Origin of the sequence: Bacillus sp. AFS040349 (genome assembly GCF_002577655.1) — a bacterium.
Taxonomy (GTDB): Bacteria; Bacillota; Bacilli; order Bacillales; family Bacillaceae; genus Metabacillus.
The window spans coordinates 1-20,224 of record NZ_NUMC01000096.1 but is presented as its reverse complement, the minus strand read 5'-3'; the positions used below and the strand labels follow the sequence as shown (position 1 = coordinate 20,224).

The window sequence follows — 20,224 nt, the reverse complement described above, 5'->3', positions numbered from 1 at the left end:
GACAACTATTAGCTGGTTTTATTATAGGACCTAATGAATGTAAAGCAATTCGGTGATAATTATAATATACCTAAAGAAAAAAATTTGAATGGATGATATAGCATGATTGATAATATAAACTTTTGGTCAAATCAAAATTATTACAAATTACAAAAATTAACTGAAGATGATGTAAAAAATGTTGAAAGAAAACTAGGGTTATTAATAAAGGTAAAATGATTGCTAATGTATTACAAATTAAACCCGTCATAGCAAAGCCGTATCCTCTGTGCCTTGTTATATATGTTTCCTTTAAACTAAAATAACTTACAATAAAACCTACAATAGAATAGGTATCCCTATCAAGCTTATGACTGATAAAATTAATGAAATACATACTAATACTAGAGAAATAACTGCCCTTTTATTTAATAGTAGCATTATTTAGGCTTTCTTTATATTGATTTCATTCTCTTCGGATTATTATTACCCATATTCCCCACCTGACCTATTTTTTCTGGACGTTTTTTTGGGACGACCAATTGCCAACAAAATCCTATAAAGTATAATAAGGATAAAATACAGCAGAAGAAATCCTTTATATTATTATATAAAAGTCACCAGTCCCTTTCATAGTTGAAAAAGATTTAGTTAAAGAGTAAGTCAAACTTCTTAACAGGAGGAAGAAAAATGAAAATTTATGTGGATGCAGATGCTTGTCCGGTGAAAGATATTATTATTTCTGAAGCAAGAAATTTAGAAATCCCGGTTATCCTTGTTACAAGCTTTTCTCATTTTTCTAATGCAGAACAGCCAACAGGAGTGGAAACCATTTATGTTGATTCTGGAGCAGATGCTGCAGATTATCGGATTATGAAGTTGGTAGAAAAAGGAGATATTATTGTGACGCAAGATTATGGTCTTGCCTCGCTAGGTTTAGCAAAAGGAATTATCGTCCTCCACCATACAGGATTCAGTTATACAAATGAAAATATTGACCAGTTATTGCAAACACGTTATTTAAGTGCAATGGCTCGAAAAAGCGGAAAGCGAACAAAGGGACCAAAGCCATTTACAGCAGAAGACGGGGAGCAATTTAGGAATCTTTTTAAACAGGTTATTTCTAGTTAAAATTAGGCTAAACTCAGATATACAGAAAGGAGCTAAATATTTTGAAGTACATAAAATCGCAAATGCAACAACTAATTAAGGAAAATAAAGAACTGCATACCCGCTTTAAAGAACTGAAGGCAGAAATGGGACTTGAAAAAAACAATGCCCTTAAGGCCTTGTACCATTCAGAAGTTGCTGATGGAGGAAAGTACCAGGTAGCTTACCAAGCACTTGATCAGCCCAAAAAGTAAATTCTTTTCTTTTGTTTATTCTTACTAAAATTTTGTTATAATTGTTTGTTTTATTGATATTATTCTTCAACAATAAAAGCGCGAATGTGTAACATTCGTGTCTTTTTTATGTGAATTGCTAGAAATGGAAAAGAGATTGTGAAGCGTTACACTTAAATATCGAGCAGTTTTGTTCAACCTGAATTGAAACTTACATTAAATATAACCGTCAAATTTAAGAAAGGGGGCTTGTGTGAAAAGTAAACATTTATTATCTATTGCTGTTTTATTTGTTTTATTTATTTCCTTTTATCCAGGTAAGACATTAGCAACATCTTGGGCTTATCCATTTGTAGTTTGGGATGGATATATTTATGTGATAAGTGATGAATATGTAACGGAAATTGATAATGAAATAGGACATGTCACTAGGCATTCGGATATGGAACAGTATTCCAGTAACTTCTCTAATGCCTATAAGCGAGGCACTAAATACTATTCAATTAAAGAGATAAGTACAGACTAAGCAATAGCAGTTGGAGAATAGGATGGTCAATATATAAAGGCAAATAGAGAAGCAGAATATGAAATGAGAAGTCCTTTTGATGATTTCTTTGATGGACAACAAATTATTATTAAAATGATTATATTTTTTGTTTTGAGTATTTTAGCTTTTTTCTCATTTATAAAGTGATAAAGAATAATCGTGGAAGAGGTTAAAAACCTTATCAAACTAGTGTAGTGTTAGTTCAATACCCATCCTCACTCCTTGAATAAGGATGTCGCCCTTTTTCATTGGTTAAGGTATTCCTTAAAAGGTGAATTTTAGTTAAGCATTGAATAATATATAATAATTAAAATTCAGAGAGTTGGTGTTGTAATGAAAGTTATATTAGAAAAAGCTACTGCCAATAACGCCAAAGAAATTTTTGATATTCAAGTTGAGGCCTTTATGCCATTGTTGGATAAGTATAAAGATTATGAAACTAATCCAGCAAATGAAAGTGTTGAAAAAGTAGTATCAAGAATTAATAGATCTGACGGTGGTTTTTATAAGATATTAGCTGATAATAAACTTGTAGGCGCTATTTGCATTTTTACCAATGAGGAGACACAGTTTTGGATTAGCCCAATGTTCATTCTACCTACTTATCAAGGAAAAGGAATTGCACAGAAGGCAATTAAACTAATTGAAGACATGTTCCCCCATGCAACTTCTTGGGAATTAGCCACATTATTAGAGGAAGAAAGAAATTGTTATTTGTATGAAAAAATTGGTTATAAAAAAACAGGAATAACCAAGAAGTTAAACGATAAAGCAACCCTTACTTTTTATAAAAAGATTTAGAAACTATTTGGCTGTAAAATATTAATTAGTTAAAATGAGAGGAACCTAATAAATGAGTAAAGAGATGTTTGTGCAAGTAAGTGATTGTAAACTATATGCTAAATTATTGAGTGAAACTACCGGAAAACCAACTATTATTATGGACGCAGGATATGGAGATTTCTCAAAGGCTTGGGATTCTGTAATTGGGGATATTTCAAAACTTAGTAGTGTGTTAATTTATGATAGAGCTGGACTCGGGAAAAGCGAAAGAAGTTTGAATCCAAGAACCAGCCGTGATATGGTAAAAGAATTGAAACAGCTTCTTGTAAAAGCTAAGATAGAACCTCCATACATTTTAGTAGGTCATTCGTTCGGTGGAGTTAATAATATGCGAATATTTGCAACTGAATATCAAAATGATGTTTGCGGGCTTGTCCTGATTGACTCTACACCTGAAGACTATAGAAAAAGATTTCTCCCAATGATGTCAAAAGAGTTTCAAAGAGCATACAACAAACAATTCATTTATGAAGGCAACTATGATGAATTTATGGAAAGTCTAGAACACTTAAAAGATACTAAAATAAAATTAAATGTCCCAGTAATTGTTCTTTCAGCTGGTAAGAAAGATCATTACTCAAACGAATCACAAGAGCTATGGAATGAAATGCAGAGAGAAATTCTTGAAATATCTGCTGATGGAGAATTGGTAATAGCTAAAAACAGTACTCATTATATTCAAAATGTCGAACCTGAAGAGGTAGTAAGTGCGATAAAAAAGCTAATTGACAAGATGAGTTAGTGAAGGATTAAATTATCTCATATTCAAGATATTTTAATTCAAGATAATTATATGGTAGCCGAGTCGCCTAAAAAGATGGAGAATGATACGTCGGTATGATCCACCTATTTGGGTGGGTCTTTTTTCGCTTACATAAGATAGAGGAGGAACACGTTTATGGGATTTTTAAGAGATGTTGGTAAATTCGCTGGTAAAGCAACAGGAACTGTAATTGGTGGGGCAGTCAATGTTGTTGGAGATGTAACAGGTAGTAAGTTTATTAAAGAAGTGGGAGATGGGGTTAAAAAAGCTTCCGAATTTGCTGGTGATACGGTTGGGCAAGTTGCAGATGGTGCTTGGAATACGGCAACAGGTTTGATTCAAGAAGATAAACAGAAAAAGGATCAAGGATTAAACGATATGGCGGATTCGATAGGTAGAACAGCAAAGGGTGTCTATCAAACTGCTAAAAATACCTATCATAGTGGAAAATCTACATATGAAGGAATGAAAGAAGGAGATGACATAAAAGTAAAGCAAGGATTACGAGATATCGGTAAAACAGTGGCGATTGGAACACTTGCTGTTGGAGTGATCGATTTAGTTGATGGAGCAGATGGTGCTGAACAAGTTAACGATCATCAAAATTCCGCTAATTCAGGGACAGAAGGAGCATCAAATGTGCATCAAGTCCAACCTCATGTGGCTCAGGCAGAAGGAGCTTCTTCAATAGAAACATCAGAACAGCCTGGAACGCACCATGTTCAACCTCATTACGTAGAGGGTCATTGGCGTGATGGGGTATGGATTGATGGTTATTGGAGAGATGGAGATGGGAATACTTCCGTCAATCTGAGTGAAGAAGAGGGTGGGGGTTATGTACGTACTGATGCGGATGGAAATCCTTCTAATAACTTAAATTCATAATACAATTGCGAGGCTAATTCTTTAGTCTCGTTTTTTATGTTACTACAGGAAAAGAGCGATCCCAACCGTATTTTATCTATTTTCTTGATATAATAGAAGTGTTGTTATAAATTCAAAAGTGAGAAATTCTAGCTGTTTTACTGACCGAAAAATTAAAATGGGGTATACCTAAATGAACAATACAAATTTAAATCCAAAAGTTGATGAATTTTTAACTGCCGCGAAAAAGTGGAAGGAAGAGTTTGAGAAGCTACGAGAAATCGTTCAGGACTCTGAGTTAACTGAAGAATTTAAGTGGAAGCATCCTTGCTACACGTTAAATGGCAAAAATATTGTGTTAATCCATGGATTTAAAGACTACTGTGCACTTCTGTTTCATAAAGGTGCTTTGCTTAAGGATCCGCAGAAAATACTCATTCAACAAACGGAGAATGTCCAGTCAGCTCGCCAAATTCGGTTCACAAATCTACAAGAAATTGTTGAAATGGAATCTATTTTGAAAGTTTATATCAAGGAAGCTATCGAGGTTGAAAAAGCGGGTTTAGAAGTGAAGGCTAAGGAGCATTCAGAGTTTACTATACCGGAAGAGCTTCATCAAAAATTTGATGAACTGCCTGCCTTGAAAATGGCTTTTGAAGCATTAACACCAGGACGACAAAGAGCGTATATTCTTCATTTCTCTCAACCAAAACAATCGAAAACTAGAGAATCAAGGATTATGAAATGTATTGAGCGAATTCTGATTGGTAAGGGATTAACTGATTGCACATGTGGTCTTTCGAAAAGAATGCCTAACTGTGATGGATCACATAAGAACTTAACATAAGAAAGTAGGAAAACTGTTGGTTTTCTACTTTCTTTACGAGTTCATAGTTTACATAATATTATTATGTGTATATTTAAATAACTATATACGTTATTCATTTAAACAAAATGCTAATTTAGCACCCATATTAGTCCACATTTTTTACCAAATTTGGTTTTCACATCACCTTCATAGTATAATCACCTCTATCTAAAAAGAAAGGGTTGACAAAGGTATGTGGAATGAATTCAAGAAATTTGCGATGAAAGGTAATGTCCTGGACCTGGCTGTTGGGGTTGTAATTGGGGCTGCGTTTGGGAAAATTGTTTCTTCCCTTGTTGATGACATGATTATGCCACTAGTTGGTCTTTTAATGGGTGGAGTTGATTTTACAAATCTGACGGTCAAAATAGGGGAAGCAGAGCTTAAATATGGTCAATTTTTACAAAATGTGGTCGACTTTCTGATTGTTGCCTTTTCGATCTTCCTCTTTGTCAGAGTCATGAACAAATATGTCAAAAGGAAAGAAACAGAGAAAGACAACAAGCCAGCACCTACTGATAAAAATACGGAACTCTTAACAGAAATCCGGGATTTATTAAAAAACAATCAATAGTCGTAGAACAGTAATTAGTCGAACTTAGGGTTTTCATCTCTGTAAATAAACCGCGAGTACACTTCTTGCGGTTTTTGACCTAAACTCACAAGCAACTTCTTCACTTCTTTGCATACTTTTCCCAAAGTCGAATTTTGCCTTTCCTTGTAAATATTTAGGGGGTATAATTTAATATATGACTTAATTCAAATCATCAGACGAGAACTGATGATTTTTTATTTTTTAGTATAGGTGGTAAAAAATGAAGGATAAATTAACGCAATTAAAAGATCGATTAAATGATTTAAGTAAACGCAACAGGTCGATTCGGACCTTGAAATTATATGATAAATGGGCTTTTGATATTAGCTCGATTGATAAATTAGCTCAAAAAGTAGATGCCAAAACGGTCGTTGAAAGAGTAGTAGAAGGAAAAGGAAATGTTGTGTTGGTAAAGCAAGATGTTTCTAACGATGATTCTTTAGTTTTATCAGGGAAATTGACTTCATTGTATCGAAATGTAAAGGGGATCGAGGAAGAAACAGGGTTGTATGATTTGTATGTTGGTTACCCGTACATTTCTGGCTGTATGCTAGACGGAACATACGTACGCGCTCCTTTGTTTTTATATCCAGTAAAGCTTGAGAGAGAAAAAGTGAACGGTACGCAGTGGAAGCTCGATGTAAATGAGGGCGAGCCTCAGTTAAACCGCACACTTATTTTAGCTTTCAAAAAATTTAGTGGGTTAGATATTGACGAGAAAATATTTGATGAAGCGGAAGAGCAAGCAAAATCGATCAACTTTTTAACGTTAATTTCTTGGCTAAAAGAGTACTCCTTTAATATTCTTTGGAACAATCAACAGGAGCTTGAGAAGTTTAAAGATTATAAACAAAGTGAAATTCCTGAATTTCAAAAGGGACAATTTCAGTTAGATCATATGGCGATATTAGGGAATTACCCTCAGGGAAATTCAGCTTTATTAAAAGATTACGAAGATTTGATATTGGCAACTGAGGATGAACAGGCCGATTTAGGTATTTTAAGTGAATTACTGAATGCCGGTGAGAATTTAAAAACTTCTGATTATGACGAAGGTAGTACGCCTGGAGAAATAGTGACTAAACCGGAAAAAGAGAAGTTTTTTGTTCTTGATACAGATGCTTCACAGGAAGAAATTATTAATGAGGTAGACCGCAATCGTGGGTTAGTTGTTCATGGGCCACCAGGTACTGGTAAATCGCAGGTCATTGTGAACTTAATTGCGAATTCCATATCCCAAGATAAACGCGTGCTTTTAGTTTGTCAAAAAAGAGCCGCGCTTGATGTTGTGTATCAACGCTTAGAAGCACTAGGATTATCAACACATGTTGCACTTTTACATGATGAAAAAAATGACCGAAAACCATTGTATAAAAAGTTAAACACATTACTAGAAGATGATAAACTAGCAAGTGATCATGAAAATGAGTTGGTTCAGCTTTCTTCTAAAATAGAAGAATATGAGTCAAAGTTAAATGCAATTGCAAAGGGTTTATACGAGGTACAGCCTCATGGGTATAAGGCGTTTGATTTATATTCGTTAGGAAAGCCGATTAATGAAATTGAAGTAATTTTGGAATTAAAAGAAATTCTTCATTCTTTAATGAAAGACAATTTAGATGATGTATTAATGAAGATTTTCTCATATGGAACGTATTACAGTCGTTTTGGAAGTGAGGATTATCCTTTAAAAGATCGAAAATCTTTTGCTTCATTAGAGCTAAAAGATCGACTAACGATAGTGGAAATTCTAAAAAATGTGATCGAAAAAGCGAAAACAAGTATTTCTTACCTAAATGAATTTGATCAAGATGACATTACTCCAGAATACACGTGGCTCATTAACGATAAATTAGAAAAAATTTATGATGATTTGAATCCAGAAGAAAAAAGAACCTTACAAAAGCTGCGTTTATGGTGGTGGACTTCTTTCACTGGAAAAACGATTGTTGAAGAGCTTCTGAACGGTGAAAAATTCAAAGGAACTTCATCAAAAGAATGGCCACGCATTAGAGAAAGCTTAAAGATTTTGTTTGACCTTTCACAAGTGTCGGAAAAAATGTCAACTGAAGTTAAGTCATTACAAGCCTATTTTAACGATGAATTAGTCAAAAAATATCATGAACGAATTTCTAAAGGAGATATTCCTTTAACCGAAATTGAGCAGAAGCATGAATTTATTCTGCAAGACTTTGAAGATTTGCGGAATATGGATCGTGAGTATGATGAGTTTTTACCGAACATCAAAAAGATGATTGATATGCTAAAAGATAAAACTTCGAACAATATTCATAAACAGCTTTCTGATGAATGGGTCGATATTGTGAGACAGTCTGCTTTTATACATTGGATTGATGGGATTGAATCAAAGCATCCCATTTTAACGAAAATTGGAACGGAAGAAATCGAGAAAGTACGGGAAGATTTTAAAGCACTATTACTACAAAAACGCGAGCTTACCGTAAAAGTGCTGATCAATCGTCTTCTGGAAAAATTAAATTCAGTCAAGCAAACAAACAGCAAAGCAATGCGAGAATTAAAGCATCAAACTGGGAAACAGAGAATGATCTGGCCAGTAAGAAAGCTTGTTCGAGAGTTTTCATTAAATGGACTTTTAGATGTTATGCCAATTTGGTTAACATCACCTGAAACCGTTTCGGCCATTTTCCCACTGCAAAAGGAACTCTTTGATATCGTTATTTTTGATGAAGCATCACAATGTACGGTGGAAAATGGACTTCCTGCAGCATTTCGAGCTGAGAAGCTAGTGGTAGCCGGGGATGAAAAGCAATTACCTCCTTCTACGTTATTTAGAGGCGTGATTTCTGACGACGAAGATGATGCTGAAGTGGATGATTTTAAAGAATCGGAAAGTTTGTTGAACTTGGCAAAACGTTCACTGCCTGAAAAAATGCTGCAATGGCATTACCGTTCAAAATCCGAGGAGTTAATCAACTTCTCAAATCATGTTTATTACAATGGAAATATTCAAATCGCACCAAACGTTGAGCCGTTGCGTCAGCCAGCAGCCATTCAATGGCATAAGGTAGACGGTCGCTGGATTAACCAATGCAATGAAGTGGAAGCAAAAGCTGTTGTTGATTTGTTGAAAAAAACTGTTCTTCAGCATCCAAAGAAAACAGTCGGAATCATTACCTTCAACGCGAAGCAACAAGATAAAATCCAAGATATCATCGATGCTCAAGTAGAAGAAGATCAAGAGTTTGGTGTGTTGTACCAGCAAATTATGAGCAGAGACATGGATGAACGAATTTTCGTGAAAAACATCGAAAATGTTCAAGGTGACGAAAGAGATATTATTATTTTCTCGATTGCCTATGCGAAAAATCAAGAAGGTAGAGTTTATAATCGCTTCGGCTCACTCGGCCAACAAGGCGGAGAAAATCGCTTAAACGTTGCGGTGACACGTTCAAAAGAAGAAATTCACGTTGTCACAAGCATTGAACCAAGCGAACTTAGCGTTAGCACAACAAAAAATGAAGGACCTAAGTTCCTTAAAAGCTACATGGAATACGCCAAGGCTGTATCACATGTGAGAAAGAATGAAATTGAAGCTGTTTTAACAAAGCTCAATGAAAACCAAAACACGAAGAAGCAAGAAAGCACTCTAGTTTTCGACTCTCCTTTTGAAGAACAAGTGTATACAGCTCTAACAAAACTAGGATATAAGGTTGATACCCAAATTGGCATGTCTGGATATCGAATTGATTTAGCGGTTGTACATCCTAACCAACCGGAAAAATATATCATCGGTATTGAATGTGACGGAGCAATGTACCATAGTGCACCATCTGCAAAAGAGCGAGATGTTTATAGACAAAGATTTTTGGAGACAAAAGGCTGGAAAATCACAAGAATTTGGAGCCGAAATTGGTGGAAGAATTCAAGTGCTGAGATTGAGAAGATTGATCAGCTTGTGAAGAAGTTGGTGAAGGAAGAGAGTTTGAAGAAGGAAGTTACCGTTTGATTTGGGAGGCATACTAGATTTCTTAGTATGCCTTTTTTATATTATCCTTTTATGACAATATTTTGTTTTTGATGGAAGTAGGATTTGTGGTGTAAAGAATATAAGTCTTTTTCCTCGTCTTAATAACTACTCTATCAGTAGTTCCGTATGGTGTGCCAATTCTAATAGCTTCTTTTTCCTCACCACCATACGTATCATCTAAAGATACATCGATAATTTCTGATGTCGGGATCTCCACCTTCGTTAACTGCCACTTAATACTCACTATGTTATTTGATTTTTTTAGATTTAGACCCAACATAAACTTCAACTCCTTATAGCGTAAAACATAAACTATCATTGGTTTTACATACTTATACGTTTTTAAAATGATAAGGTTTCGTTGGTTTACTTTTTTAACACTCACATTTAGTTGTATTTGGATGATTGTTTCATTGTAAAATAAAGTATATAAATAATACTGTATATGAGGTGGTAAAAATGACTGCTGATGAAATAATGAAAGCAATTGAAGAAATGGATAATGGTGAGAGAATAAAATTACTTAATATGTTATTTGATTGTTACTTTGATAGCAGGCCGAGCAAAGAGCTGATTCAAAAAGAAAAGGCAGAATTTTTTTGGGGAAATGATGAAATTTAATTAATGAAAATACGGTTCATGCTTCTTTTTATGTTTATTTTGATAGATTATTCATAGATAATAAAACACAATAGGAGTAAATATCTTAAAAAGAAAAAAGTTCAAGGAAGAAGATTGATAGGTCGGAGTTGTAACAATGGGAAAAAAGAAACATGGGCATTACTGTTTTGGCTGTGATCGATACCGTGCTAATGAGAAGTTTAGTGGCAAAGGACATCGGCAGCATATTTGTAAGGAATGCAAGAGTAAGGGAAAAGGGAAAGAAAATTTCCTTGATGTAAAGCCTCATCACAATCGTTTTATTAAATTACTAAAAGTAAAATGTGTAGTTTTTAAAGAAGAAAATGAATATCTATTTTTTTCTATACGTGGTCAAACCTATCTGATTACTAATCTCGAAGATCAACCTTTATATGCATTAAACTTCATCTACAAATTTAATAAAAAAAGTAGTCCCATTTTAGCACTCACAGGTGAATTAAATGATCATCCAGATGATGTTTTTGAAGCATTGATGATGAAAACTGAAAATAAATATCAGCATGCTATCTGTATTGAAGATGAAGAATACATGGTCAATGACATGTATGGATATAAACCAACTGACAAGGAATACCAATATCTTAGACTTATTACTAAGATTGAAGCTATTATTTCTAAACGAATGAAAGAAGAAGAGAATCATCTTCTTAACATAATGTTTAGTTATTTATAGGACAATTATAGAAAGTAGGTGTGTAACATGAACAACAAAACAGATAAGAAATTAGAAGATGCAATGCTAAATATGTTAGCGGGGTTAAAGGATTTTAGAATACAGGAGGAGGAAAAACAGTATAAAAGTATTGGAGTGAAATAAAGGTTCCGTTTTCATTAAAGGAAGGACTAGGTAAATATACGAAATATGAGCTTGATGAGATAAGAAAAACCTTACAAATTAAAAATGTAAGTTACTTGAAAAAGGACAAGCTTATTGACTTGCTTGTAGAAGAAATTCCTCATTATCTAGAGAAGATCTATCTGTTATGGGATCATGAGCGTTTTAATTTATTAACGAATATTGCTAGTAAAGAAGGTCGAAGCAAAGCTCTGAACATTAAGAATCAACAAATTAGATATTTTCGTGCAAATGGAATGATTTAAACGGGAGTTCATGAAGGAAAGAAGATTCTTGCTGTTCCAACTGAACTTATTGAACAAATTACAACATTAAAAGGTAATCTTGAAGCAAGGACGACAATTAAAAGGAATACGAATTGGATCAAGCTTACAAGCGGTCTATTATACTATTATGGAACATTAGATGTGGATCAATTAATAGAAATGCTTGAAAAGTATACAAAAGAACCTCTGAATCTTCGGGATTATTTTCAAGTTATCCATGATGCAAATGATTTTCACAAGCAATTTTATATAGATGAAGATGGTTTCTCTCACTTAAGAGTGTTTGATCAAAAGAAAGTGTTGCAGGAACACACGTTGAGAAAGCGTGTTCCATTTTACCCGGTTACAAAAGAGCAACTTTTAACAGCTGGTGAATATGAATTTGTTGAGCGAAATAAAGGTTATGTTCAATTAGTTAGCTTTCTAACAGAAAACTTCAAAATCAATAAGGCAGATGCAGATCAAATTGCAAAAGAGTGTGTATATGCAACAAAGAACGGTGATTCTCCTAATGATGTTCTACAATATTTAAGTAAGATGCTTGAATTTGAAAATGAGGAAACTCTCCATAAATTAGTTGACAGAGTTATTTTTCTAATGAACAACACAAGAGAATGGTTTCTCAAAGGCCACACCTCAACAGAATTATCTAAAGTAGAAAAGAAACATCTACAACCATTACCAGGAAATAAGAACAATAGCAAAAGTGGGGAAGTAATAAAAGTGGGTAGAAATGACCGGTGTTCTTGTGGAAGTGGGAAGAAGTATAAGAAATGTTGTGGGTAATCGCTGTGGAGTCTACATTAAAAGCCCAATGAAAGACAGAGGAATATCTCAGTCTTTCATTGGGCTTTAATATGAATTAATTCATATTACGCATGTAAGTGCTTTACAATCCTACTTTATTGATGTGGAACTACACTTTATATTTTGGGACAAGGAACCTGTCCCCCTAGCTTCAAAACCAACTAAGACCGAACCTGCTCCCACGTCACATCAAAAGCCTTCCTCCAAATCAATACCAAACTTAGAAGCGTAATTGCCAAGTATAAATAAATCCCATAATACACCAAAGTCGAGATAACGTGTATACCTGCAAATAGTGCAGCAAACAGCATTAATCCGAAAATCAGTAAACCGTTGCCAGTTTGATTACTGTCATCAAAAGATTCCGAAAAGGGAAGAGCTTGTTTAATAAACATAAAGCAGATCACCGCATATAAACAGGAGTTAATAAAAACAACGACAAGATCTGGTAGAATTCTCACCCCGAATAAAGCAATAAATAAAACACTTAAAAGAAGGTAGACCGGCAAATATAAGTTAAACAGAAACGCCTTAATGGTCCCGCTAAAAAGTGGTTTTAATCCATCGATCGGAGCAACTCCATAAATCCAAGCACCTTTGTATTTTCCTGAATACTTCAAGAGTAGCATGATCGTTGGGATAATAATCAAGCTAAAATAAATAGAGATATAGGATTTACTGTTTGCTAAAGAATCCAAATCATTTTCAAATCCACTCATGATAAAAATAAAAGGAATCACAACTGAAAACCCCAAAGAAGGATAAACCTTCAATTTAAAATCACGCTCATTCTTCATCATTAAACTAGCAAATTTAAAAAATGTTCTTTCCTCATGTGAGCGACAAATCATGCTAAGGAGCCATTGTTTAAGCTTACTACGTTTTTTCACCTTCGCTTTTCCCTGATAAACAAGCTTTTGAAGGTTTTGCTCAAAAGTAGGGTTAAATTTCACATAAAGCCATATTGATAGGAGAGGAACCAGAATCCCTAAAGCTGAAAATAGTAGATAAAATGGTTGATAAACACCATTCATCACCATTTCCATCATCGCCCCATACCACATCGGAAAGATTAAAACATGCCACCACTGTGGATCAATTGAAATCGTTAAATCAATAAATTCAAAGGAACGAACCAGCAATTGATAGCCAACCATCATGGCAAGTGACAGTCCGATTTGAACATAATTGATGATATCTTTTAATTTCTCTCCATCAAAAAATCGTAAAATAAACAAATAAAGAAGTGCTGTGAGCCCTACGACCAGTAGGTTAAGTAAGATCACGTTCATTACGGAAACAAGGAAAAACAAGATTCCGTTTTTAATCAGTCCAATAATTAATGGAATACCTGCAAGTGCTGTGGTAAGAAAAGATAAATAAATCATCACATGGACCATTTTCGCTGTGCTAATAGTTCTTCGATCAACAGGCTTTGGAAACAAAATATTTCGGTCGCGAATATCTAGTAAAACAGAAGAAAAATCGGATATCATCGATGTCATAATAATAAAGGTAAAAATTCCGTAGAAGAGACTCATTTGAAAAAGATAATTTTCTTCCATTAAAACAAATACAATTAAAAACAAACCGAATAACACATAAATCCAAAGTGAACTTATATAGTGATTGCTGTCTTTTTTGTCTTTTTTCTTGGCATTTTGCGAGAAAATCGTAGGAACACGCCGGCCATCCATTGTTAGCTTTATTTGAAGAATTTTTCTCATAATCTTGTAATCTACGCCAAAGCTAGTGAACACTTTTTCTAACCGATCTAGTAGCTTCAATGTACGAAAATCCTTCATCCTTACATCTCCCTTACAACAGATACAAATCGTGAACCAAGCTCTTTATGCTCACTAAATCCTGTAAGTTCGTTGAAAATTTGTTCAAGTGAACCTTCTGTGTTCTGTTTTAACTCATCAAATGTGCCGTCAGCGGCAATTTTCCCATCATGTAGGAGGATTATTCTACTGCTGATTTTTTCGACCACGTCCATAATATGAGAAGAATAAAAAATGGTCTTTCCTTGTGTTGCTAGCTGAGTCATAATTTCCTTGAAAATCATCACACTATTTGCATCCAAGCCATTGATTGGTTCATCGAAAAATAACAGCTCAGGATTATGCAATAAGCTAGAAATAATTAATAACTTTTGTCGCATACCTTTTGAGTAAGAGGAAATACGAGAATGATAGACTTCGCCAATACCAAAGAGCTCCATCAAGCTTTTTGACTTGTATTCTGCAAGATCATTGTCAAGACCATATAATTCACCAATAAAGGTTAAATATTCATGGCCAGTTAAATTATCATAAAGCTCAGCAATCTCGGGAACATAGCCTATTTTTCTTTTATAGTCAACTTTTCCGTCTGAGATATCATGACCAAAAATGTTCACTTCCCCAGTATAATCATCTTCAATCCCAAGCATGATTTTAACGGTTGTACTTTTTCCAGCTCCGTTCGGACCAATATACCCAATGATTTCGCCTCTTTTCACTTGAAAAGACACTCCATTTAAAACAGTTTTTACACCATAATTTTTCTTTAGATCATTTATTGTTAAGATAATTTCTTCCATATAAAAAACCTCATTTCTTAAAATTTCCATTTACTACCTTTCTAGTGTACCATTAATAACTTTGCTTTCTAAAGGGAAAATTTCTGTTTGTTAAATATCTGAGGTATTTTAGGGGAAGAAGGGTGTAGAAATGAATAAAGTCATGCATTTCATCACATTTAATTGATGAAGTACATGACCACAAAACTCAAAAATTAAATCACACCTTGCTCGATCATAGCGTCTGCTACTTTAACAAAGCCGGCGATATTCGCTCCAACAACAAGGTTGCCTGGGTTACCGTAATCGAGAGCTGCTTTTTTACTATTTTGATAGATGTTTTTCATAATATCCTGTAATTTGAAATCAACTTCTTCAAAGGTCCAGGATAATCTTGCACTGTTTTGCGCCATTTCCAATGCAGAAACTGAAACACCTCCAGCATTTGCTGCTTTAGCAGGGGCGAAAAGTACGTTGTTTTCTAAGAAAATTTCAACCGCTTCTAAGGTTGAAGGCATGTTTGCACCTTCACCAATGGCTTTTACACCATTAGAAACTAATAGAGAAGCAGAAGCTGAATCAATTTCGTTTTGCGTGGCACAAGGTAGGGCAATATCACAAGGAACCGTCCAAATGCCAAAGCAATTTTCTGTGTAAATTGCTTCAGGATGATCCACTACATAGTCACTAATTCGTTTCTTTTCAACTTCTTTTAAGCGTTTCACTGTGTCTAAGTTAATTCCGTTTTTATCATAAATATAGCCATTTGAATCACTACATGCGACAACTTTAGCTCCTAGCTGCATCGCTTTTTCCATCGCATAAATTGATACATTTCCAGAGCCTGAAACAACAACTGTACTGCCTTGGAAGCTTAAATTCTGATCTTGTAGCATTTCTTCAACAAAGTATACAGTTCCATAACCTGTTGCTTCTTTACGAGCTAAGCTTCCGCCATACCCAATTCCTTTACCGGTTAACACGCCAGCTTCATATCCGCCACGAATTTTTTTGTATTGCCCAAACAAAAAGCCAATTTCTCTAGCCCCAACACCGATATCACCAGCTGGAACGTCTGTATCAGGTCCAATGTATTTGCTTAGTTCTGTCATAAAGCTTTGACAAAAGCGCATGATCTCACCATCTGATTTCCCTTTAGGATCAAAGTCAGCGCCACCTTTACCACCGCCGATTGGCTGACCTGTTAATGAGTTTTTAAAGATTTGCTCAAAGCCTAAAAATTTAATAATGCTTGCATTAACAGATGGGTGGAATCTTAATCCACCTTTATAAGGACCAATTGCACTACTGTACTGAACACGGAAGCCGCGGTTTACCTTTACATTTCCTTGATCATCAACCCAAGGTACACGGAAAGAGATCACTCGTTCAGGTTCGACGATTCTTTCAAGAATGCCTTGCTTTATATATTGTGGATTCTTCGCAAGAACTGGTTTTAGAGAATCAAATACTTCTTTGACTGCTTGATGAAATTCACTTTCGTTTGGATTACGTTTTTTTACTGTTTCAAATACTGAATCCACGTAATGATGAACACTTTCAGTATACGCTTCATGATGTTTTTCAATTGTTTTCATGGTTTACTCACCTTTTTCCGTATAAATTATTTTCATTTTTTCCTAATATTTAAAGAATTGTTATTATGAAATATTTTATAATTAAAGAAATAATCGAATCAATATAAAGAAACGATAATATTAATGCGTTTTTTGCATTGATTATGGAGGAGGATATACCGTGGATTTTAGACAAATCCGTTATTTTATGGAAGTTGCTAATCGTGAACATGTAACCGAAGCAGCAGATTCTTTACATGTTGCCCAATCTTCTGTAAGTAGACAAATTGTTAATTTAGAAAGTGAGCTTGGTGTTGATTTGTTTATTAGGGAAGGGAGAAGAGTCCATTTAACACCGATTGGAAAGATATTTTATGAGCGAATGAAGCATGCCATGAATGTTGTGGATGAAGCGAGGCGAGAAGTTGAGGAATACTTAGATCCCGAAAAAGGAACGATTCGTATTACGTTTCCGATTAGTTTAGCCGCATACACATTGCCAACAGTGATTTATGCATTTCGAATGCGTTATCCAGAGGCTAAGTTTCAGCTTAAACAAGCTCTTTATCGTGATTTAATCGAAGGTGTGGTAAAAGGGGATTTTAATCTTGCTCTAATTGGACCTTTACCTCTAGAAGAGAAGAAAATTAGTCGTAAAGCATTATTTACAGAAAATGTTGTGGCATTGTTGCCAATTAACCATCGTCTTGCAAAAAAGAAGTCTATAAAATTACTAGAGCTTGTGGACGAGCCTTTTGTTTTATTACCACAAGGATTCGTCTTCCGCGATATGGTTGTTCAAGCATGTCAAAATCTAGGTTTTAAGCCGAATGTTGCTTTTGAAGGGGATGATATTGATGCGTTGAAGGGGCTTGTTTCGGCAGGGTTAGGGGTTACCCTTATGCCAGAGGTTACGTTAGTTGATAGCTTGCCACGATCAACGGTCAAAATACCGTTAGCTGAACCAAATGTAACTAGGACAGTTGGAGTGATTACTCCTAAAGATCGGGTGCTTTTACCAACAGAAAAGTTATTTTATGAGTTTTTGATCGAATTTTTTGCGAGGTTAGATGAGTTTAAGAATTGAATGTATGTGGGGGATGGGACAAGGAACCTGTCCCCTTGTGTTTTGTTTGTTGTGGTGTTAAAGTGTATATATAGATATACACACCATAACAGTATTGGGGGATTTTTTATTATGGAATTTATGGAGTTGCTTTGGGCATATTTAGTTGTTTTTGTTTTAGCTGCAGTCCCATTTTTTGAAGGGTACGGAGTGATTGCATTAGCGATTATTGCTGGATTACCGGCAGTGCCTTCCATTTTAATCGCATTACTTGGTAACATCTTAACGGTTTTATTGCTAATTCTTTTTGTGAACAAAATTAAAGAGTGGAGAAGAAAAAGAAAAGGTGAAGATGAGGAGAAAAACCCAAGTAAAAGGGCATTACGTGCTCAAAACTTATGGAAAAAATATGGTTTACCAGGTTTAGCATTCATTGGCCCTTTATTTGTTGGTAGTCATTTAACAGCTTTTATGAGTATTTCATTTGGCGGAACAAAGAAAAAAACGTCTATCTGGATGGTTGCTAGTATTGTCGTTTGGGGGTTAGTGTTTGCAGTATTATCTCTTTTCGGCGTAGATATCTTAGGGTATGAGGACAGAGGCTTTTTTGAAGACTTAATTGAAAATAACTGATACGTAGTTTGATAAAAAGGAGAGATGAAATTGCTAAAAGATGCCCTTTGGTTAGCTCTTAAAGAATTACAGTTTAATAAACTTCAGTTAGGAGCTTCCATCTTAGTAACGATCTTTTTTGGAGGTATTTCTTCTCTTAGTTTAGAACAGTCGATTATGAATGTAATGGATACAGAAAGTATGAATGACAGATTCTTTTTCATCGATTTTATGTTTATTGTGATTACACCTGCGTTAGCAACGATCTTTATGTCTGGTCCATATTTGAACTATAAGGCAATAAAAGATGATCCTTTTAATAAGCGCATGGCTGTTTATCGTTCACTGCCAATTCCTATCAAAGTTCTCGCTTTAAGCCGGACGATTTTAATGCTTATCACATTATTTCTGTTGAGCATCGTTTTTTATTCTACGATTACTTACTCTTTAGCAGACCTTTTATTTAACTATTTCACGATAAATGATTACCTCATATTTATCGTTATTTGGTTAGGCTATGCTCTGGCCTTAGGAGGATTTCACACTTATTTGGAATATGGGACGAGCGGAAAAGTACTACATCTTTTTCCTTATCTTTTATTTGTTATCCTAGTATTTGCTTTTTACTTTTATTATTCAATTATTGAAAAAGGAATTGTTGAATTAACCATATCTCTTTCAATCCATATAGGTTGGCCAATCGCTTTTCTCTTTCTTTTCATCGGAATGGTAGGATGCGTTTTATGGCATGCTTTGTTAACAAAACGCTTATCTACTAAGGATTATTTGTAGGATGGAGGGGTAGGCATGAAGCTTCCTATTCGTGTATCAGAGGATAGTCGAGAACCCATTTATCATCAAATTGAATACCAGCTAAAAACATTAATTGTTGGTGGCCAGCTACCACCAGGCACTCCTCTGCCATCTATTAGAGTATTGGCCAGTGAACTATCATGCAGTGTGATTACAACCAGAAGAGCTTACCAAAATCTTGAAACAAGCGGATATATTAAAACAGTCCAAGGTAAGGGGACGTTTGTTAGAGAAATAGAGGAACCACATAAAAAAGAAACAAAAGAAAAAGTTGTCTATGATGCACTACAGAAAGCAATTGAACAGGGATTGCAATTAGGGGCAACAAAGGAAGAGCTTCGGGTTATTTTTGAAGAAGTGTTAAAAGATTTTTAGACGGGGGAATGAAAGATGAATACCTCAGTTTTAGAAGTAAAAGGATTAGAAAAGAAGTTTAAACACTTTAAGCTAGGACCTCTTAATTTCACTTTGGAAAAAGGAATGGCTGTAGCGTTATTAGGTGATAATGGATCAGGTAAGAGCACGTTTTTTAGATTATTAATGAATATTTTGCAAACAGAAGCAGGTACAATCTCTATGTTTGGAGAAAACATCAACGAAAATGAAACAGAATCGAAGCGAAGAATAGGGTATATTGGTGATTTATTTGAACCATTCTCTTCTCTTAAAGTAAAAGAACTTGCTAAACTAATTTCACGTTGGTATCCAAATTGGGATCATGATCGTTATACTCATTTCATAAACAGATATAACATTAACGAAAATGAGAAATTTGGTAAATGTTCAAAAGGGACAAAAAAGAAAGTAGAATTTGTTTTCTCTATCTGTCATAACCCAGACATCCTTTTATTAGACGAACCTTCAGCAAACCTAGATATTATGTCACAAAGAAAGCTAAAAGAAGATTTAATTCACTTTATGGAGGATGGAGAGAAAAGCATTGTTCTGGCAACTCACAATATGGACGATGTGAGACAAATCTGTGATTATATTACGATATTAGAAAAAGGAAACATTCTTCATTCTTTTGAAAAAGATGAAATTCATGAAAAATGGGCGAGATTGTGGATTACTGAATTACCAAATGAGTTGAAAAATCATCCTAGTATAGTGAGTGTGAACACTATTAATAGCACATCGATTGAAGTTGTAACAAATCAGTTTTCTAACGGTAGTGTCAAAAGATTTAT

General features: G+C 34.7%; 22 protein-coding genes. 18 read left to right on the top strand and 4 right to left on the bottom strand.

Going from position 1 to position 20,224, the window contains the following annotated elements:
• The first annotated feature begins 669 nt into the window (after positions 1-669).
• From COD11_RS19335 to COD11_RS19295, 9 genes are all read left to right on the top strand, one after another.
• Entirely contained in the window at positions 670-1,110 is a 441-nt protein-coding gene (locus COD11_RS19335) for a YaiI/YqxD family protein (protein WP_098798520.1), read from the top strand.
• 41 nt (positions 1,111-1,151) lie between these two features.
• Positions 1,152-1,343 carry a hypothetical protein gene (locus COD11_RS19330; protein ID WP_098798519.1) on the top strand — a complete coding sequence of 64 codons (192 nt, stop codon included), beginning with the start codon at positions 1,152-1,154 and terminating at the stop codon, positions 1,341-1,343.
• 232 nt (positions 1,344-1,575) lie between these two features.
• Positions 1,576-1,848: a hypothetical protein gene (locus tag COD11_RS19325; protein WP_231307567.1), complete on the top strand. Its 273-nt coding sequence runs from the start codon at positions 1,576-1,578 to the stop codon at positions 1,846-1,848.
• Between the two features lie 354 nt (positions 1,849-2,202).
• Complete coding sequence (locus tag COD11_RS19320; RefSeq protein ID WP_098798518.1) at positions 2,203-2,670, top strand: GNAT family N-acetyltransferase; 468 nt, start codon at positions 2,203-2,205, stop codon at positions 2,668-2,670.
• Positions 2,671-2,722: 52 nt separating this feature from the next.
• Positions 2,723-3,454, top strand: coding sequence for an alpha/beta fold hydrolase (locus tag COD11_RS19315; protein ID WP_098798517.1), 732 nt, complete (start codon positions 2,723-2,725; stop codon positions 3,452-3,454).
• Between the two features lie 156 nt (positions 3,455-3,610).
• Positions 3,611-4,360, top strand: a complete 750-nt coding sequence (locus tag COD11_RS27020) for a hypothetical protein (RefSeq protein WP_176551150.1) — start codon at positions 3,611-3,613, stop codon at positions 4,358-4,360.
• A 172-nt stretch (positions 4,361-4,532) separates the two neighbouring features.
• Entirely contained in the window at positions 4,533-5,186 is a 654-nt protein-coding gene (locus COD11_RS19305) for a DUF1801 domain-containing protein (RefSeq protein ID WP_098798516.1), read from the top strand.
• A gap of 214 nt (positions 5,187-5,400) precedes the next feature.
• Positions 5,401-5,781: a large conductance mechanosensitive channel protein MscL gene (gene mscL, locus COD11_RS19300; protein WP_098798515.1), complete on the top strand. Its 381-nt coding sequence runs from the start codon at positions 5,401-5,403 to the stop codon at positions 5,779-5,781.
• A gap of 241 nt (positions 5,782-6,022) precedes the next feature.
• Positions 6,023-9,790, top strand: a complete 3,768-nt coding sequence (locus COD11_RS19295; protein ID WP_098798514.1) for an AAA domain-containing protein — start codon at positions 6,023-6,025, stop codon at positions 9,788-9,790.
• Between the two features lie 49 nt (positions 9,791-9,839).
• Here COD11_RS19295 and COD11_RS19290 read toward each other — a convergent pair whose 3' ends face one another.
• Entirely contained in the window at positions 9,840-10,091 is a 252-nt protein-coding gene (locus tag COD11_RS19290; protein WP_098798513.1) for a SunI/YnzG family protein, read from the bottom strand.
• A gap of 179 nt (positions 10,092-10,270) precedes the next feature.
• Between COD11_RS19290 and COD11_RS27015 the strand changes: the two genes are divergently transcribed.
• The 4 genes from COD11_RS27015 to COD11_RS27635 all read left to right on the top strand — a co-directional run bounded on the left by COD11_RS27015 (position 10,271) and on the right by COD11_RS27635 (position 12,382).
• A complete protein-coding gene (locus COD11_RS27015) occupies positions 10,271-10,432 on the top strand; it encodes a hypothetical protein (RefSeq protein WP_176551149.1) in 162 nt (53 codons plus the stop codon).
• 136 nt (positions 10,433-10,568) lie between these two features.
• On the top strand, positions 10,569-11,147 hold the full coding sequence (locus tag COD11_RS19285) for a hypothetical protein (RefSeq protein ID WP_098798512.1): 579 nt from the start codon (positions 10,569-10,571) through the stop codon (positions 11,145-11,147).
• 239 nt (positions 11,148-11,386) lie between these two features.
• A complete protein-coding gene (locus COD11_RS27640; RefSeq protein ID WP_255301648.1) occupies positions 11,387-11,575 on the top strand; it encodes a hypothetical protein in 189 nt (62 codons plus the stop codon).
• Between the two features lie 162 nt (positions 11,576-11,737).
• A complete protein-coding gene (locus tag COD11_RS27635; protein WP_255301647.1) occupies positions 11,738-12,382 on the top strand; it encodes an SEC-C metal-binding domain-containing protein in 645 nt (214 codons plus the stop codon).
• Positions 12,383-12,564: 182 nt separating this feature from the next.
• Here the strand turns inward: COD11_RS27635 and COD11_RS19275 are convergent, their stop codons facing one another.
• The 3 genes from COD11_RS19275 to gdhA form a co-directional block, all read right to left on the bottom strand.
• On the bottom strand, positions 12,565-14,208 hold the full coding sequence (locus COD11_RS19275; protein ID WP_098798511.1) for a hypothetical protein: 1,644 nt from the start codon (positions 14,206-14,208) through the stop codon (positions 12,565-12,567).
• Between the two features lie 2 nt (positions 14,209-14,210).
• Positions 14,211-14,987, bottom strand: coding sequence for an ABC transporter ATP-binding protein (locus COD11_RS19270; protein WP_098798510.1), 777 nt, complete (start codon positions 14,985-14,987; stop codon positions 14,211-14,213).
• A 194-nt stretch (positions 14,988-15,181) separates the two neighbouring features.
• Positions 15,182-16,564, bottom strand: a complete 1,383-nt coding sequence (gene gdhA, locus COD11_RS19265; RefSeq protein WP_098798509.1) for an NADP-specific glutamate dehydrogenase — start codon at positions 16,562-16,564, stop codon at positions 15,182-15,184.
• Between the two features lie 160 nt (positions 16,565-16,724).
• On the opposite strand from gdhA, the gene gltC reads away from it, so the two are divergent.
• The 5 genes from gltC to COD11_RS19240 form a co-directional block, all read left to right on the top strand.
• The gene (gene gltC, locus COD11_RS19260) at positions 16,725-17,630 is read left to right on the top strand and encodes a glutamate biosynthesis transcriptional regulator GltC (RefSeq protein WP_098798508.1); all 906 of its coding nucleotides are present in this window, start codon (positions 16,725-16,727) and stop codon (positions 17,628-17,630) included.
• A gap of 111 nt (positions 17,631-17,741) precedes the next feature.
• Positions 17,742-18,242: a small multi-drug export protein gene (locus COD11_RS19255; RefSeq protein WP_098798507.1), complete on the top strand. Its 501-nt coding sequence runs from the start codon at positions 17,742-17,744 to the stop codon at positions 18,240-18,242.
• Between the two features lie 30 nt (positions 18,243-18,272).
• Entirely contained in the window at positions 18,273-19,013 is a 741-nt protein-coding gene (locus tag COD11_RS19250) for a hypothetical protein (RefSeq protein WP_098798506.1), read from the top strand.
• Positions 19,014-19,028: 15 nt separating this feature from the next.
• Positions 19,029-19,409 (top strand): GntR family transcriptional regulator, encoded by a 381-nt coding sequence (locus tag COD11_RS19245; RefSeq protein ID WP_098798505.1) that lies wholly within the window; start codon positions 19,029-19,031, stop codon positions 19,407-19,409.
• A gap of 15 nt (positions 19,410-19,424) precedes the next feature.
• The coding region (locus COD11_RS19240) for an ATP-binding cassette domain-containing protein (protein ID WP_098798504.1) at positions 19,425-20,224 on the top strand (800 nt) is incomplete at its 3' end.

What these genes read in the sequence shown, in the direction of transcription:
- COD11_RS19335 (WP_098798520.1), top strand. Translation starts at nt 670, where the DNA reads ATGAAAATTTATGTGGATGCAGATGCTTGTCCGGTGAAAGATATTATT.
- COD11_RS19320 (WP_098798518.1), top strand. Translation starts at nt 2,203, where the DNA reads ATGAAAGTTATATTAGAAAAAGCTACTGCCAATAACGCCAAAGAAATT.
- COD11_RS19315 (WP_098798517.1), top strand. Translation starts at nt 2,723, where the DNA reads ATGAGTAAAGAGATGTTTGTGCAAGTAAGTGATTGTAAACTATATGCT.
- COD11_RS27020 (WP_176551150.1), top strand. Translation starts at nt 3,611, where the DNA reads ATGGGATTTTTAAGAGATGTTGGTAAATTCGCTGGTAAAGCAACAGGA.
- COD11_RS19305 (WP_098798516.1), top strand. Translation starts at nt 4,533, where the DNA reads ATGAACAATACAAATTTAAATCCAAAAGTTGATGAATTTTTAACTGCC.
- mscL (WP_098798515.1), top strand. Translation starts at nt 5,401, where the DNA reads ATGTGGAATGAATTCAAGAAATTTGCGATGAAAGGTAATGTCCTGGAC.
- COD11_RS19295 (WP_098798514.1), top strand. Translation starts at nt 6,023, where the DNA reads ATGAAGGATAAATTAACGCAATTAAAAGATCGATTAAATGATTTAAGT.
- COD11_RS19290 (WP_098798513.1), bottom strand. Translation starts at nt 10,091, where the DNA reads ATGTTGGGTCTAAATCTAAAAAAATCAAATAACATAGTGAGTATTAAG.
- COD11_RS27015 (WP_176551149.1), top strand. Translation starts at nt 10,271, where the DNA reads ATGACTGCTGATGAAATAATGAAAGCAATTGAAGAAATGGATAATGGT.
- COD11_RS19285 (WP_098798512.1), top strand. Translation starts at nt 10,569, where the DNA reads ATGGGAAAAAAGAAACATGGGCATTACTGTTTTGGCTGTGATCGATAC.
- COD11_RS19275 (WP_098798511.1), bottom strand. Translation starts at nt 14,208, where the DNA reads ATGAAGGATTTTCGTACATTGAAGCTACTAGATCGGTTAGAAAAAGTG.
- COD11_RS19270 (WP_098798510.1), bottom strand. Translation starts at nt 14,987, where the DNA reads ATGGAAGAAATTATCTTAACAATAAATGATCTAAAGAAAAATTATGGT.
- gdhA (WP_098798509.1), bottom strand. Translation starts at nt 16,564, where the DNA reads ATGAAAACAATTGAAAAACATCATGAAGCGTATACTGAAAGTGTTCAT.
- COD11_RS19255 (WP_098798507.1), top strand. Translation starts at nt 17,742, where the DNA reads ATGGAATTTATGGAGTTGCTTTGGGCATATTTAGTTGTTTTTGTTTTA.
- COD11_RS19245 (WP_098798505.1), top strand. Translation starts at nt 19,029, where the DNA reads ATGAAGCTTCCTATTCGTGTATCAGAGGATAGTCGAGAACCCATTTAT.